Source organism: Paenibacillus ilasis, from assembly GCF_043195395.1.
GTDB lineage: Bacteria > Bacillota > Bacilli > Paenibacillales > Paenibacillaceae > Paenibacillus_AQ > Paenibacillus_AQ lautus.
This window is the reverse complement of the sequence record NZ_JBHDJG010000001.1, coordinates 4,343,863-4,358,284: the sequence shown is the minus strand read 5'-3', so window position 1 is coordinate 4,358,284 and position 14,422 is coordinate 4,343,863. Positions and strand designations below refer to the sequence as shown.

12 protein-coding genes are annotated in these 14,422 nt (G+C 51.0%); 10 read left to right on the top strand and 2 right to left on the bottom strand.

What is annotated here, in order from left to right; translation table 11 throughout:
- Nucleotides 1-232: 232 nt before the first annotated feature.
- The 5 genes from araA (at nt 233) to ACETK5_RS19695 (ending at nt 6,651) form a co-directional block, all read left to right on the top strand.
- Nucleotides 233-1,720 (top strand): L-arabinose isomerase, encoded by a 1,488-nt coding sequence (gene araA, locus ACETK5_RS19715; protein ID WP_100535817.1) that lies wholly within the window; start codon nt 233-235, stop codon nt 1,718-1,720.
- A gap of 101 nt (nt 1,721-1,821) precedes the next feature.
- Complete coding sequence (locus tag ACETK5_RS19710; RefSeq protein ID WP_326114874.1) at nt 1,822-2,910, top strand: GntR family transcriptional regulator; 1,089 nt, start codon at nt 1,822-1,824, stop codon at nt 2,908-2,910.
- A gap of 95 nt (nt 2,911-3,005) precedes the next feature.
- Nucleotides 3,006-3,695, top strand: a complete 690-nt coding sequence (gene araD, locus ACETK5_RS19705; protein WP_100535819.1) for an L-ribulose-5-phosphate 4-epimerase — start codon at nt 3,006-3,008, stop codon at nt 3,693-3,695.
- 45 nt (nt 3,696-3,740) lie between these two features.
- Complete coding sequence (locus tag ACETK5_RS19700; RefSeq protein WP_100535820.1) at nt 3,741-5,411, top strand: ribulokinase; 1,671 nt, start codon at nt 3,741-3,743, stop codon at nt 5,409-5,411.
- Between the two features lie 58 nt (nt 5,412-5,469).
- On the top strand, nt 5,470-6,651 hold the full coding sequence (locus ACETK5_RS19695; RefSeq protein ID WP_326114875.1) for a sn-glycerol-1-phosphate dehydrogenase: 1,182 nt from the start codon (nt 5,470-5,472) through the stop codon (nt 6,649-6,651).
- Nucleotides 6,652-6,928: 277 nt separating this feature from the next.
- On the opposite strand, the gene ACETK5_RS19690 is transcribed toward ACETK5_RS19695, so the two are convergent.
- Nucleotides 6,929-7,846: an ArsR/SmtB family transcription factor gene (locus tag ACETK5_RS19690; protein WP_100535822.1), complete on the bottom strand. Its 918-nt coding sequence runs from the start codon at nt 7,844-7,846 to the stop codon at nt 6,929-6,931.
- A 423-nt stretch (nt 7,847-8,269) separates the two neighbouring features.
- Between ACETK5_RS19690 and arfA the strand changes: the two genes are divergently transcribed.
- The 5 genes from arfA to ACETK5_RS19665 all read left to right on the top strand — a co-directional run bounded on the left by arfA (nt 8,270) and on the right by ACETK5_RS19665 (nt 13,382).
- Complete coding sequence (arfA, locus tag ACETK5_RS19685; protein WP_394057477.1) at nt 8,270-9,757, top strand: arabinosylfuranosidase ArfA; 1,488 nt, start codon at nt 8,270-8,272, stop codon at nt 9,755-9,757.
- A 160-nt stretch (nt 9,758-9,917) separates the two neighbouring features.
- Entirely contained in the window at nt 9,918-11,246 is a 1,329-nt protein-coding gene (locus ACETK5_RS19680; protein WP_394057237.1) for an ABC transporter substrate-binding protein, read from the top strand.
- Nucleotides 11,247-11,323: 77 nt separating this feature from the next.
- A complete protein-coding gene (locus ACETK5_RS19675) occupies nt 11,324-12,217 on the top strand; it encodes a carbohydrate ABC transporter permease (RefSeq protein WP_098742633.1) in 894 nt (297 codons plus the stop codon).
- A gap of 2 nt (nt 12,218-12,219) precedes the next feature.
- Nucleotides 12,220-13,053 (top strand): carbohydrate ABC transporter permease, encoded by an 834-nt coding sequence (locus ACETK5_RS19670; protein WP_100535825.1) that lies wholly within the window; start codon nt 12,220-12,222, stop codon nt 13,051-13,053.
- Nucleotides 13,054-13,166: 113 nt separating this feature from the next.
- Nucleotides 13,167-13,382: a DUF2905 domain-containing protein gene (locus ACETK5_RS19665; protein WP_071223055.1), complete on the top strand. Its 216-nt coding sequence runs from the start codon at nt 13,167-13,169 to the stop codon at nt 13,380-13,382.
- A 169-nt stretch (nt 13,383-13,551) separates the two neighbouring features.
- Here ACETK5_RS19665 and ACETK5_RS19660 read toward each other — a convergent pair whose 3' ends face one another.
- Nucleotides 13,552-14,421, bottom strand: coding sequence for a YitT family protein (locus ACETK5_RS19660; RefSeq protein ID WP_394057234.1), 870 nt, complete (start codon nt 14,419-14,421; stop codon nt 13,552-13,554).
- Nucleotide 14,422: the final 1 nt, after the last annotated feature.

Here is a 14,422-nt window from a genome sequence, read left to right as displayed (position 1 = left end):
GAGAACGAAGCAACATATGAAACGCTGATGATAGAGGGTTGTCTCTGAATGGGTTCGTTTTTTCACCTGCAGAGACAGCTCTTTTTTTTATTTTGATCTTGCTATTTTGGAGGCGCGGGGTTAGAATGTGAGTGATTCAATTTGTACGTACATGTAATTATAAATCGCTTGTTTTATTATATAGGTATGTACAAGTTAGTGAGCAAGCATTCATACAGGAGGCGTTATGATTATGAATTTGAAACCGCATTCTTTTTGGTTCGTCACCGGAAGCCAGCACTTGTATGGCCCCGAAACGCTGGAGCAGGTCGCTGAGCATTCCCGCATCGTGGCAACGGAGTTTGACAAAGATCCTGTATTTTCGTATCCCATTGTGTTCAAGCCAATCGTAACCACACCCGATGAAATATACAACCTGATTCTTGAGGCCAACAACGATGAGTCCTGCGCAGGCATTATGACCTGGATGCACACCTTCTCCCCAGCCAAAATGTGGATCGCGGGCCTATCCCAATTGCAGAAGCCGCTTCTTCATTTCCATACCCAATTCAACCGGGATATCCCTTGGGAAACGATTGATATGGACTTTATGAATTTGAACCAGTCCGCGCACGGTGACCGCGAGTATGGTCATATCGGCGCCCGTCTCGGTATTGCCCGCAAGGTCGTCGTGGGCCATTGGGAAGACGGGGAGGTTCGCGACAGCATAGCAGGCTGGATGCGGACTGCCGCGGCCTATGCCGAAAGCCGCAGGCTGAAGGTGGCTCGCTTCGGTGATAATATGCGCCAGGTGGCGGTAACCGAAGGGGATAAAGTGGAGGCGCAAATCAAGCTTGGCTGGTCCGTCAACGGTTATGGCATTGGCGATCTTGTGCAGTCCATGAATGAAGTCGGCGATGAGGAGGTAAAAGCGCTCCTGAACGAATATGCCGAGTTATATTCGATAACCAAGGAAGGGCTTAGCGACGGTCCTGTGCGCGATTCGATTGCGTATCAAGCCCGGATCGAGATTGCGCTGCGTCGTTTTCTGGAGGAAGGCGGCTTCGGCGCATTCACGACGACGTTCGAGGATCTGCATGGAATGAAGCAGCTTCCGGGACTCGCCGTACAGCGTCTGATGGAGTCCGGCTACGGTTTCGGCGGGGAAGGGGACTGGAAAACCGCTGCCCTGACACGCGTATTGAAGGTGCTTGCGGGGAATAAAAGTACTTCTTTCATGGAGGACTACACCTATCATTTCGAGCCGGGGAATCATATGATTCTTGGATCGCACATGCTGGAGGTATGTCCGACCATCGCACTGGATAAACCGACGCTGGAGGTACATCCGCTCGGCATTGGAGGCAAGGGAGATCCGGCACGACTCGTGTTTAACGGCCAGGACGGCCCGGCCGTCAATGCTTCCCTGGTTGATCTGGGCCACCGCTTCAGACTGCTGGTGAATGTGGTGGATGGCGTCAAGGTCGAGCAGCCGATGCCGAAGCTGCCGGTAGCCCGCGTGCTGTGGAAGCCGCAGCCATCGCTTCGCGAATCTGCGGAAGCGTGGATTTTGGCCGGCGGAGCGCACCACACCGTTCTCTCTTATGCCATGACGGCTGAGCATTTGAGCGATTGGGCGGAGATGGTTGGCATTGAAGCGGTCGTTATCGATAAGGATACAACGATACCGCGCTTCAAGAACGAGCTCCGCTGGAGCGAAGCCGCGTATCGTCTGCGGTAACTGGTTCTGTCGGCATTCCCCTGGCCTGTGTTACAATAGCGAGATAACTTAGGATTGCAAGGGATCCTAACATAATGAGTGTGTGAGGCTAGAGGTGAATGATGAATAATAGACGGATACCCAAATATATTGTATTAAAAAACGAACTGCTCTCCTGGTTTGAATCCGGCCGGCTACAAGCGGGCAAACAGGTTCCTTCGGAGCATGAAATCGCCGACCAGTTCGGCGTAAGCCGCCAGACGGTCCGCCAAACCTTCGGCGAGCTGGAGAAGGAAGGCTGGCTGGAACGGATTCAGGGCAAAGGGACGTTCGCTAGAAATCCCGAGCGGCGGGAGAGCGAGCAGGTTAAGACGATCGGCATCATGACTACGTACATCTCGGATTATATCTTCCCGCATATCGTTCGGGGAGCGGAGGCGGAGCTGCGCAGCAAGGGATACCGTCTGCTGCTCTCCAGTACCGATAACAACAAGGAAAAGGAGATGGAGAGTCTTCAGCTCATGACCAGCCAGCCGCTCAGCGGGCTGATTATCGAGCCGACCAAGAGTGCGGAGGGCAACCCGAATCTGACGTATTTCCTGTCCCTGCAGGAGAAGGGAATTCCGTTTTTGATGATTAATGAGAAGTATCGGGAGCTGGAATGTCCTTGTCTGAAGCTTGACGATGAGCTTGGCGGCTACAAGGCCACACGTCATTTGATCGAGAACGGGCACCTGGCGATAGCCGGATTTTTCAAACGGGACGATCTTCAGGGTGTGAATCGGCTGAAAGGCTTCCTGCGTGCGCATCGCGAGGCGGGAATTCCCGTTTCGCCGGAGCGGGTGGTTACGTATACCACGGAACAGAAGGGAAGTTTTCCGTATGATCAGGCCGTCCAATTGCTGAAGCAGCCGGATGAGCAGCGACCGACGGGGTTTGTATGCTATAACGACGAGCTGGCTGTGTTTTTGGCGGAGGCTGCCGGGCAATGCGGGCTGCAAATTCCGCAGGATGTGTCCATGGTCGGCTTTGATGATTCGACGCTAGCCGTTGCTTCAGGTGTGAAGCTGACAACGATGACCCACCCGAAGACAGAGATGGGAATCATGGCGGCCAGACAATTGATCAGCATGATTGAACATCATACCGTTATAGAGGATACGGTGTTTCAACCGGAGCTGGTGGAGAGAGAATCGGTGAAGAAACGGTAGAGAATAAGGGAGCTGAAGGTCCGAAATATCGGACCCTTGCTTGCCAACTTGTACGTACAACTATATTTTTCAAATATAGAGAGGAGCGGTTGTTCATGTTGGAGGATTTAAAGCAGCAGGTGCTGGAGGCGAATCTGGACCTTCCGAAGCACGGACTCGTTACCTTTACATGGGGAAATGTAAGCGGCATCGACCGTGAACGGGGACTGTTTGTCATTAAGCCAAGCGGCGTGCCTTACGAGGATTTAAAAGCGGACGACATGGTCGTGCTGGATTTGAAGGGAAATGTCGTTGAAGGGAATTTGCGACCTTCCTCCGATACTCCGACTCATCTGGTGCTGTATCAGAACTTTAAAGAGATCGGCGGGATTGTGCATACCCACTCTCCATGGGGAACGAGCTGGGCTCAAGCCGGACGTGCGCTTCCTGCCTACGGAACGACGCACGCCGACTATTTTTACGGAGAGATTCCGGTTACGCGGCCCATGACTCGCGATGAAATCGAGGGAGCCTACGAGCTGGAGACGGGCAACGTCATTGTTGAGCGATTTGCTGACCTGGATCCGAACATGGTGCCCGGGGTGCTTGTCCATTCGCATGCGCCGTTCGTGTGGGGCAAGGATGCGCATAACGCGGTTCATAATGCGGTCGTGCTGGAGGAGTGCGCCAAGATTGCAGCCCGGATGCAGCAGATTAATCCGGAAACCGAACCGATGGATCAGACGCTGCTGGATCGCCATTTTTTGCGGAAGCATGGCGTTAATGCCTATTACGGTCAAAAGTAACACTTGTATTCATCATTCATGATTTCATCTGTAGGAGGAAATGAGATGGGGAATAAATACACCATTGGTGTCGATTACGGAACGCAGTCCGGGCGTGCGGTGTTGGTTAATCTGGCTGACGGGCAGGAAGTAGCGGATCATGTTACGCCTTACCGGCATCATGTCATCGATGAGTTTTTGCCGGGTACCGGGAAGAAGCTGGAGCACGACTGGGCGCTTCAGCATCCGGGAGATTATCTGGAGGTTCTGAAGGCATCTGTACCTGCTGTCATCCAACAATCCGGGATTGACCCGGCGGACGTGATTGGCATCGGCATTGATTTTACGGCCTGCACCATGCTGCCCGTTGACGAGCTTGGGGAGCCGCTCTGCTTCCATCCGGAGCTGGCCGACCAGCCGCACAGCTGGGTGAAGCTGTGGAAGCATCATGCCGCCCAGCCGGAAGCAGACAAGATCAACGCGATTGCCGCCGAGCGCGGAGAAGCCTTTTTGCCCCGTTATGGCGGAAAGATTTCATCGGAATGGATGATCGCAAAGGTCTGGCAGATTCTTGACGAGGCACCGGCGATCTATGAACGTGCGGACAGGTTCCTGGAAGCTACCGATTGGGTCATTTCCCAAATGACCGGGCAGATTGTCCGTAACAGCTGTACGGCTGGTTACAAGGCGATATGGCATAAACAAGACGGATATCCAAGCAGGGAATATTTTAAAGCGCTGGATCCCCGGTTGGAGGATCTGGCCGATACGAAGCTGCGCGGAGAGGTCCGTCCCCTCGGGAGCAGCGCAGGCGGTCTGACGGAAAAGATGGCGGAGATGATGGGCTTAACGCCAGGGATTGCCGTGGCCGTCGGCAACGTTGACGCTCATGCTGCGGTGCCTGCGGTTGGTGTCGTCACACCGGGCAAGCTGGTTATGGCGATGGGCACATCGATCTGCCATATGCTGCTCGGTACGGAAGAGAAGCAGGTTGAAGGGATGTGCGGTGTCGTCGAGGACGGGATCATTCCTGGATTATACGGTTATGAAGCAGGGCAATCGGCAGTAGGCGATATTTTTGAATGGTACGTCGAGGAAGCGCTTCCCGCGTATGTAAAAGAAGCTGCGTCCGAGGAAGGAATCGGGGTACACCAATGGCTTGAGCGGGAAGCGGCTGCGTACAAGCCGGGTCAAACCGGTCTGCTTGCGCTGGATTGGTGGAACGGCAACCGTTCCGTGTTGGTGGATACGGATCTGACCGGGCTGATGTTAGGGATGACCCTGTTGACAAAGCCGCAGGAAATTTACCGCACCTTGCTTGAGGCGACCGCATTCGGCACGCGCAAAATCGTGGACGCCTTTCACGAGAACGGCGTGGCTGTGGATGTCTTGTATGCATGCGGCGGACTACCGCAGAAGAACCGTCTCTTGATGCAGATTTATGCGGATGTTACCAATCGTGAAATTGTGGTGGCTGATTCCAAACAGACGCCGGCGCTTGGAGCCGCGATGTTCGCCGCAGTTGCAGCGGGTCAGGCGCAAGGCGGGTATGATTCGATTATCGATGCTGCCGAGAAGATGGCGCGGGTGAAGGAAGAGACCTTCAAGCCAATTCCGGAGCATGTAGAAGTATATGAGCAGCTGTATCAGGAGTACAGCAAGCTGCATGACTATTTTGGCCGGGGCGAAAACGACGTGATGAAGCGGCTGAAGCGGATTAAACAAACGGCAGAATAGCCCCTGGCACTAGAAGCTTGAATAAACACGGCAGGATGGGATGAAGGGGAGGAACAGCATGACGGATTACTTGAACGATGCAAAAGGTTTAATGAGCCGGATAAGGGAAGTCCAGCCCGGGTTCCGCGGACTTGAAACCATGGTGCTTCAGCCTGGCGCTATGCTTGACGTGCCTCCGTATCTTAAACGGCAGGGCCTTGGTTCACCAATCGTTGTTGCGGATGCGAATACGTATGAAGCAGCGGGTCTAAAGCTGGTGGAGATCCTGGAAACCGATGGTCAGAAGCCCCGGCTGTGCCTGATTCAGCCTGATGAGCAAGGCGATGTTGTGGCGGATGAACGCTCATTGATGCAGCTGTTTATCGAAGTGGAGCCTGAAGGGACAGGATGCTTAATCGCTGTGGGGTCCGGGACCATTCATGACATTACCCGCTTTGTGAGTCACCGGAGCAGCAAACCGTTCATCTCGGTCCCTACGGCACCTTCGGTCGACGGCTTTACTTCGGCGGGCGCGCCGATCGTGGTCCGGGGAGTCAAGCAAACCTTTGCGGCTACGGCCCCGATCGCGATATTCGCGGATCCGGACATTCTTGTGAAGGCACCGCAGCCGCTGGTAGCGGCAGGCTTTGGCGATATGCTCGGCAAATATACCTCCCTGCTGGATTGGAAATTCTCTTCGACCACAGCCGGCGAGCCTTATGATGATCAAGTGGCGGCCATTACGGAGAAGGCGCTCCAAGCTTGCATTGAGCATGTGGAGGCGATCGGCCAGCGCACGGAGGAAGGGATTCGCATTCTGATGACGGCTTTGATCGAGTCGGGTATCGCGATGCTGCTGTTCGGACAGTCCCACCCTGCCTCCGGGGCGGAACATCATCTGTCGCATTACTGGGAGATGGAGTACTTGCGCCGCGGCAACCGGGCGCTGCTGCATGGTGCCAAAGTGGGGGTAGCCTGCAGCGAAATATCGAGTCTTTATCACGATGCGGCTGATAAGGGAGTGTATCCTAATGCCGAGCCTATACATTGGGAGACATATAGAGAGCAGGTTCGAGAATGGCTGCGCAAGGTCCCTTCGAAGGAGAAGATTGCCGAGCTGCTGCGACAAGCCGGAGGTCCGTCCACCCTGCAGGAGCTTGGCATTGATGACGAGCTGTTCCGGGAGAGCCTGCGGGAGGCGCACACGCTGCGCGATCGCCATACCATCTTGAGGGCTCTGAACGAGGGTAATGTTGGGTAGAAAAGACGGAACGGTGCATGGAAGTGGATACATCATAAACTGAAATCGTCCAAGAAAACAGTGGAATTGTCATTTTTGTTTTTTTAATAAGAAATATCGTTGTATCCAAGCAAAAGGGACTCTTTATGATCGAATGATCATGGAGAGCCCCTTTTTGTTGAATTCCTATGTGTCCCGTGTGTCTCAAAGTACTCAAACAGACGAATCAAAATAAATCGATTCTTGTTGGCGTGAGGCTTGTAATCCAGCGATACCCGCCATATCAAGACATTTCCTCTTATCCTTCCTTCACATCATACAGCACGCGAGCTAACAGGTCCTGGCTGTAGTTGCCGAAATGTTTGCCGTAAATGGTTAAGCCCCGTTTATTAACAGATCGCTCGTTAACGGCGATCCTGAAGGTGAGCTCGCTCTTGTAATCAAGCTGAATCTGGTCCAGACCGACATCCGAGATGCGGCATCCATCGATAAAGCTGCCTTCCTTATTAATTCGAATAAGCTTCAGCATGCCGTATTGGTTCAAGTGGGGCGGCCACCATTCGGGGTTGAAGGTACCGCGTTTGTCCCCGAAATCCCCCGGACTTGTCCAGCTGCCAATCTCGATCCCGTTTACGTAAAAGAAAATGTCCGATGGGTAATTGTCGCAATGTCCCGGCGCTTCAGAGCCAAGCTCTAAGGAGAATTGAATCTCGCGGAACGATTGGTTGGACTTCAAATAATTCGGAATCCGGTATTCCAGGAATCCTTCGGTAAGCCAGATGATCTCCGAGTTGATCCGTTCCGGATCGGCGAAATAGCGCGGATCGTCAAAATCTCCGATGATACTGTCCTTGGTCGCAAGCCCGCAGGTCGGGATCGCTTGGTAATCGCTGTAATGGCCAACCTGAATTTCCACCTCGTACAAGTTATCAATATCCTTGCTGCGAAGATCAACCATCAAGGTATCTTTGTTCAGGTAGCAGATCTTCTGAATGCCATGCTTCCCGCCCGTGGTATTGATTTCGATCAGGCCGCTATCTTCCAGTTTCTTGATATGCATAGTGATAGCGCCATTGCTGAGGTTCAGCCTGTTGGCGAGGTCGTTGAGGTTCAGACTTTGATTCTTGGCCAGCAGCTCCAGAATTTGAATGCGAATTTCCGAGCTGAGCGCTTTAAAGATATCAAGCCCGCTCATTAAATCTTTAATGTAGATCATCTTATCTCGAACCTTCTTCCGATTAAAGGATTTATATAACGATGGTAATAAGTAAAGAGGTTTATTTCAAATAATTATAAATCAATCTGTGCGCTAAATAAAGATGTGATCTAATTCTTCGAAAAATTCACTAAAAAAATAAGAATTTGAATACTGAAAATCATTTTATTTGAAATTATTATGAAAGGAATAACTCAGAAAACAGAAGAAAATTGTTTTTCAGACCAGAATTAAGTGCCTTTTCAGTTGAAAAATCAATTCATTTCTAATTTATATAAATCATTTTATATTTGTATATTTACAGAGTGTGCTTCATATGATATTTTATATTTGAAAACGAATTCATTCAATGTTATTTGAATTGATTCATAATTATATCAACGGAAGGTGAAGGACTTGGCAGCTGAGAAATTGAAAGCACGAATGATCGTGGATAAGTCGTTTCGGATCGCGCAAGTTGATAACCGTATTTATGGCTCGTTCATTGAACATCTAGGCCGCGCTGTATATGGCGGGATTTACGAGCCCGGCCATGAAACTGCGGATGCAGGTGGTTTTCGTAACGACGTGAAGGAATTGATCAAGGAACTGGATGTCCCGATTATAAGATATCCCGGCGGGAATTTTGTATCAGGCTATAACTGGGAAGATGGCGTAGGTCCTGTAGCCGAACGGCCGAAACGGCTGGAACTGGCCTGGAGGACGCTGGAGCCGAACGATGTAGGCACAAATGAGTTTATTTCCTGGGCTAAGGAAGTGGGCTCTGACGTTATGATGGCCGTAAACCTCGGTACTCGGGGGATCGACGCCGCCAGAAATCTGCTGGAATATACGAATCATCCCGGAGGTACTTACTGGAGCGATCTAAGACGCAGTCATGGCTATGAACAGCCGCACAAGATCAAGACCTGGTGTCTTGGTAACGAGATGGACGGACCTTGGCAGATCGGACACAAGACCTCGACTGAATACGGCCGGCTTGCGCTGGAGACGGCAAAAGCCATGCGGCTTGTCGACCCGACCATAGAGCTGGTTTCATGCGGAAGCTCGAGCACGGGGATGCCGACATTCCCTGAATGGGAAGCCGTGACGCTGGATCATACGTACGAGGCGGTTGATTACATATCGCTGCATCAATATTACGGTAACCGTGATAACGATACCACCAACTATCTGGCCCTTTCTCTGGATATGGATCACTTTATTCATACGGTCAAATCCACTTGTGATTACATCAAGGCCAAGAAACGCAGCAAAAAGACAATGTATCTCAGCTTCGACGAGTGGAATGTCTGGTATCATTCCAATGACGCCGACAGACAGATTGATCCATGGAGCATCGCTCCGCCTCAGCTGGAGGATGTGTATAATTTCGAGGATGCGATTCTTGTCGGCAGCATGCTGATTACCTTCCTGCGCCACGCAGACCGGGTGAAGATGGCTTGCCTGGCACAGCTCGTAAACGTCATTGCGCCGATTATGACCGAGAACGGCGGTCGTTCATGGAAGCAGACCATCTTTTATCCGTATCTTCACGCTTCGAAATATGGCCGTGGCGTATCGCTGCTGCCGATTGTCGAGTCACCGAAGTATGATTCCAAGGATTTTACCGATGTTCCGTATCTGGACAGCGCGGTCGTTCATAACGAAGAGGATGAAGAAATTACGATTTTTGCCGTGAACCGTCATCTGGAGGAAGCATTGGAGCTGGAATGCGATGTGCGCAGCTTTGAAGGCTACCGGCTGCTGGAGCATATCGTGATGGAGCACGACGATCTGAAAGCGGTGAATACCGCATCCGAGGAAAGAGTGAAACCTCATCATCAGGGCGGGGCTAAACTCGATAACGGTATGGTTACCGCAAGGCTGGCCAAGGCATCATGGAACGTTATTCGCTTGAAAAAAGCTTAAGGAAAAACAGGGGGCAGTCCTCACCATGGACAGCCCCATCTCCCAAACTCATATCAAATTACACCTAATATGAAAGCGCTTTATTTCTGGAGGGATAGCAGAAGTACCGATTTTTGAAGTGTAGGTTTGTATGAACGAAAATTAGGGGAGGTCCAGTAGGATGATGAAAAAATGGATGGTTGTATTCATGGTGTTATGTATGACGTTGTTTCTGTGGGGGTGCGGTAAATCGAACAATGCCGGCGGTGAAACCTCGGTTCTGGATGGAGGGGCAGGGGAAAGCGCTACGGAGCTGTCTTATTGGACGTTTGTCGAGCTGCATGGACAGCATTTCGAGAAAATGCTGGGCAAGTGGAATGCCGAGAATCCCGAACGCCAGATTAAGCTGAATGTGACGGTCATGCCGTATGACGACATGCATAACAAATTATCCATTGCGGTTCAATCGGGGACGGGGGCACCCGACATTGCGGATATCGAGCTTGGGAAGTTTCCGGATTTCCTGTCCGGCACGCCGCAGCTGGAACCGCTCAATGACGTCATTGATCCATTCCGTGACACCATCGTTAAATCCCGAATTGACCTATACAGCAAGGAAGATGTGAATTACGGCATCCCGACCCATGTGGGTGCATCCGTTGCCTTTTATAATACCGAGATTTTGGAGGAGGCCGGCGTTAACTATCAGGATATCGTGACTTGGGAGGACTTTAAGCAGGCCGGTATCCAGGTATATGAAAAAACAGGCAAGTACATGGGAACAGCCGATACAAGCGCAGCCTGGCAAGCCTCCATGCTATTGGCACAGCAAGGCGCGGATCTGACGGATGATTCCGGCAATCCGATCGTGAATTCGGAAGCGATGGTGAAGGCCATGACGCTGCTTAAGGACTTGCAGGATAACAATGTCATAGCGACCATTGCCGGCGGCCAGCCTGATACCGAAGAAGCCTATGGAGAGTTTAATGCAGGAAATTACGCTACGGCCTTCATGCCGCTGTGGCAAATGTCCAGATACACCAACTACATGTCCGACTTGTCCGGGAAAATAGCCATTGCGCCGATTCCGGTCATTGAAGAAGGAATGCCAAGATCGGTTGGCGGCGGCGGCACCGGCACGGTCGTTACCAAGACCGCAAAAGACGTACAGCTGGCGAAAGACTTTCTGGCATTTGCCAAACTGTCCCTGGATGCCAATAAAGAGATCTGGAACACGCTTGGATTCGATCCGGTCAATATGGACGTTTGGGATATGAAGGATGTTACGCACAATGCCGAGAATCAGTTCGTCAAGTATTTTGTCAATAACCCGTTTGATGTCTTGAATGAGATCCGGGATGAAATCCGCTTAATCAAATCGACCTCCGCATCACCTACCATCAACAACGTTCTGTGCACTACGACCTTCAACGAGATTTTTGAGGATGGCAAGGACATTACCGAAGCTTTGAACGATGCCCAGAAACAAATCGAACAGGAATTAAAATGACACTCGCTCATAGGGTACCAAAACAAAGAGCTGCTCATGGACCGTTAATGAGCGGCTCTCATTAAAGGAGTAGAATCATGATTAAAAAATTTCTGTACTCGCAAAAGGTTGCTCCTTACGTGTTTGTTCTGCCGTTTATTCTGGTGTTCCTTATATTCTGGGTATTACCGCTGGGCAGCTCTTTTGGCATGAGTTTTCAGAAGACGCAGCTGGGGCAGGAAGCGGATTGGATCGGTTTAGCTAATTACGGAAAGCTGATGGGAGACGGCGTCTTTCTGAAGGCGGTCACGAACAGCGCGATTTACATGATCCTGACGCTCCTGATCCTGATTCCGTTTCCGATGCTGTTCGCGGTCCTGATTAACAATAAGTTCATGTGGGGAAGAGAGTTTTTTAAATCGTCCTTTTTCTTCCCGGCACTGACGTCGGTTGTTGTCGCAGGCACCATATTTCGGCTGATGTTCGGCGAGATGGAAGGTTCCCTCATCAACAGTCTACTAGGATGGTTCGGGATCGACCCCGTGAAGTTTCTGAAGGGACAGGTTACCGGTTTTATTGCTTTGGTGGCTCTTGCCACATGGCGGTGGACGGGAGTCAATATGCTCTATTTTTTATCGGGGCTTAAAAACATCCCGGGCGAATATTATGAGGCGGCATCCATCGACGGGGCTTCGGCCTTTCAGAAATTCACCAAAATCACGATGCCTTTGTTGAAGCCAACCACGATTTACGTGTTAACGATCAGCATTTATGCGGGGCTTGCCATGTTTATTGAGAGCATGATGCTCTGGAACGGCAACAACTCCCCGAAAAATATCGGCCTCACCATTGTCGGTTACTTGTACCGTCAAGGCATTGAGAAGAACAATCTGGGTTATGCGGCCGCTGTAGGGATCGTGCTGCTGGCGATTACCATGATCATTAATCTTACACAGCTGACACTCTCCGGCATGTTCAAGAAGGAGGATTGAGAATGAGAAGAGAAACGCTGATCAAAATCATCCTCTTCATTTTATTCTCCATACTTTGCTTTCTGATCCTGGTGCCTTTTTATGCCGTCACCATCGCTTCCTTTAAACCCGGGGAGGATTTGATCCGGTATGGGCTGAATTTGAAATTTGACCTGACGGTGATGAGCCTGGACAATTTCACATACCTGTTTACGGGCGATCATTCATACTTTATGTGGTTTTTTAACTCTTTGCTCCTCACGGTGGTTCAGGTTACGTTAACCCTGCTGGTCAGCGCAACCGTTGCCTATGGGTTTGCAGCCTATGATTTCATCGGCAAGAACTTCTTGTTTATCTGCGTGCTTCTGATTATGATGGTTCCTTTTGAAATTCTTCTTCTTCCGTTATACTCCCTGACGTACAACCTTGGCCTTATGAATTCATACTCGGCGATTGTGCTGCCGGGAATCGCAAGCGCAGCTACGATCTTTTTCTTCAGGCAGTATTTAAGAGGGGTTCCAAAAGAAATGATTGCGGCAGGGCGGGTGGACGGCGCGACGGAATATGGAATTTATGTGCGGCTGATCTTGCCTGTGATGAAGCCATCCTTCGCTGCCATGGCGATCCTGAACGGCATGAACAGCTGGAACAATTTTCTGTGGCCGTTCATGGTGCTCAGCGACGATAGCAAGTATACCCTTCCGATCGGATTAAAGACGCTCTTGACCCCTTACGGGAACAACTATGATTTATTGATTGTCGGCTCCTTCTTCTCGATCATTCCGATCTTTATTTTGTTCATGGCCTTCCAGAAGTATTTTATCGACGGGATGACAGCGGGGGCGGTGAAAGGATGACCGCTCGGTCGATAGAAAGGGCCTGACCTTGCAGGCGGCACCTCAAATCCATTATGATACAAAGAAAACCTGCGTGTTTTCATGTTTGATATGATGAATGAGGTGACCGTATCGTGCATCCTGTAACTCGGGCTCTATTATGGATTGGCGGCGCTCTGATCGTGATTGGGCTGCTCTGGCCTGTCATTGGACGATTTGTCGGCCGGCTGCCGGGCGACATCGTGGTGGATAAACCCCATGTCAAAATTTATTTCCCGATCGTAACCTGCCTCGTCATCAGCGTGGTGGGCTCGTTGATTCTGTTTCTGATCCAGCAGTTTCGTAAATAGCAGGGATTTCATAAAAAAACGTCTATCGACGTACTTTCTCAGAAGACGGGATGTTTTTCTTGCGATATCAGGAAGGCCTAAGCTTCGGAGTCTATACTTTCTGATATCTTAAAAAAACAGGCCGGCTAGGGTGAACCCTTAGTCGGCCTGTTTACATGGAAAGAGAAGCTTACTTCTGAATGATGGTAATCTCGGCATTCGGATCCAGGTTTCTCACGATGGATTTGAACCTGGGCATCTCCAGAATGTGAACCCGATAAACCAGCTGCGTCGAACCGATGGTGTCACCGTCATGCGTAGAGTCATCTTTAGCGTTAGCAGTTTGGGATTCATACCCCATGATGGTTTTCATGCTCTGCCTGATTTCCGCTGTGCTTACGCTGCGAATCCGGACCTCTCGTTTAAGCGGAAGGCTTGAAGTCGTAATACGTCCGGTCTCCAGCGCCATCAGGCATGCGATCGCAGAGTACATCGCTCGTTCCCACCCGAGAAGCAGCCCTGCCAATGTCAGTACGAATGTATTGACCATGACATGGATGTACGGCAGCTTTAGGCGGGTTAGCAGATGCGATAGCTGCTGCGGAATCTTGGGCATTTGCAGTGTGTCCAGGACAACGCCGTAACGAAGGCCGATACCGATGCCCAGCCCAAGGAAAATGCCGCCGATGCCTGCACTCCCGATGTTGCTGTCGATGAGTGCGGGAACCGGAAAGAACAGGATCGAGCATATGGAAAACGTAAGCAGCCCGACGGTGGCAATGACGGCTTTTTCCCGGTTGGACCTACGGTAGACCAGCAGGAGCAGAGGCAGGTTTAATGCAAACAGAAACATGCCCGTATGAAGCCCCGTCAGATGCGAAGCGAGCGCAGAGATTCCCGTTACGCCGCCCGCGATGATGCCGCTAGGAACTAGAAATAAATCTAAACCGAACGCCGCGATCAGGCCTCCGATGGCAGCCATGCTCATCCTTCTTCGTGTACTTGCCTTACTTACGGCCTCTTGTGGACCGTTCGTTACCCGAACCGGGGCTTGAACCATA

Excerpts from the sequence above, each read along its gene's own strand:
- araA (WP_100535817.1), top strand. The coding sequence starts at position 233 with ATGAATTTGAAACCGCATTCTTTTTGGTTCGTCACCGGAAGCCAGCAC.
- ACETK5_RS19690 (WP_100535822.1), bottom strand. The coding sequence starts at position 7,846 with ATGATCTACATTAAAGATTTAATGAGCGGGCTTGATATCTTTAAAGCG.
- ACETK5_RS19660 (WP_394057234.1), bottom strand. The coding sequence starts at position 14,421 with ATGGTTCAAGCCCCGGTTCGGGTAACGAACGGTCCACAAGAGGCCGTA.
- arfA (WP_394057477.1), top strand. The coding sequence starts at position 8,270 with ATGATCGTGGATAAGTCGTTTCGGATCGCGCAAGTTGATAACCGTATT.
- araD (WP_100535819.1), top strand. The coding sequence starts at position 3,006 with ATGTTGGAGGATTTAAAGCAGCAGGTGCTGGAGGCGAATCTGGACCTT.
- ACETK5_RS19680 (WP_394057237.1), top strand. The coding sequence starts at position 9,918 with ATGATGAAAAAATGGATGGTTGTATTCATGGTGTTATGTATGACGTTG.
- ACETK5_RS19710 (WP_326114874.1), top strand. The coding sequence starts at position 1,822 with ATGAATAATAGACGGATACCCAAATATATTGTATTAAAAAACGAACTG.
- ACETK5_RS19675 (WP_098742633.1), top strand. The coding sequence starts at position 11,324 with ATGATTAAAAAATTTCTGTACTCGCAAAAGGTTGCTCCTTACGTGTTT.
- ACETK5_RS19695 (WP_326114875.1), top strand. The coding sequence starts at position 5,470 with ATGACGGATTACTTGAACGATGCAAAAGGTTTAATGAGCCGGATAAGG.
- ACETK5_RS19670 (WP_100535825.1), top strand. The coding sequence starts at position 12,220 with ATGAGAAGAGAAACGCTGATCAAAATCATCCTCTTCATTTTATTCTCC.
- ACETK5_RS19700 (WP_100535820.1), top strand. The coding sequence starts at position 3,741 with ATGGGGAATAAATACACCATTGGTGTCGATTACGGAACGCAGTCCGGG.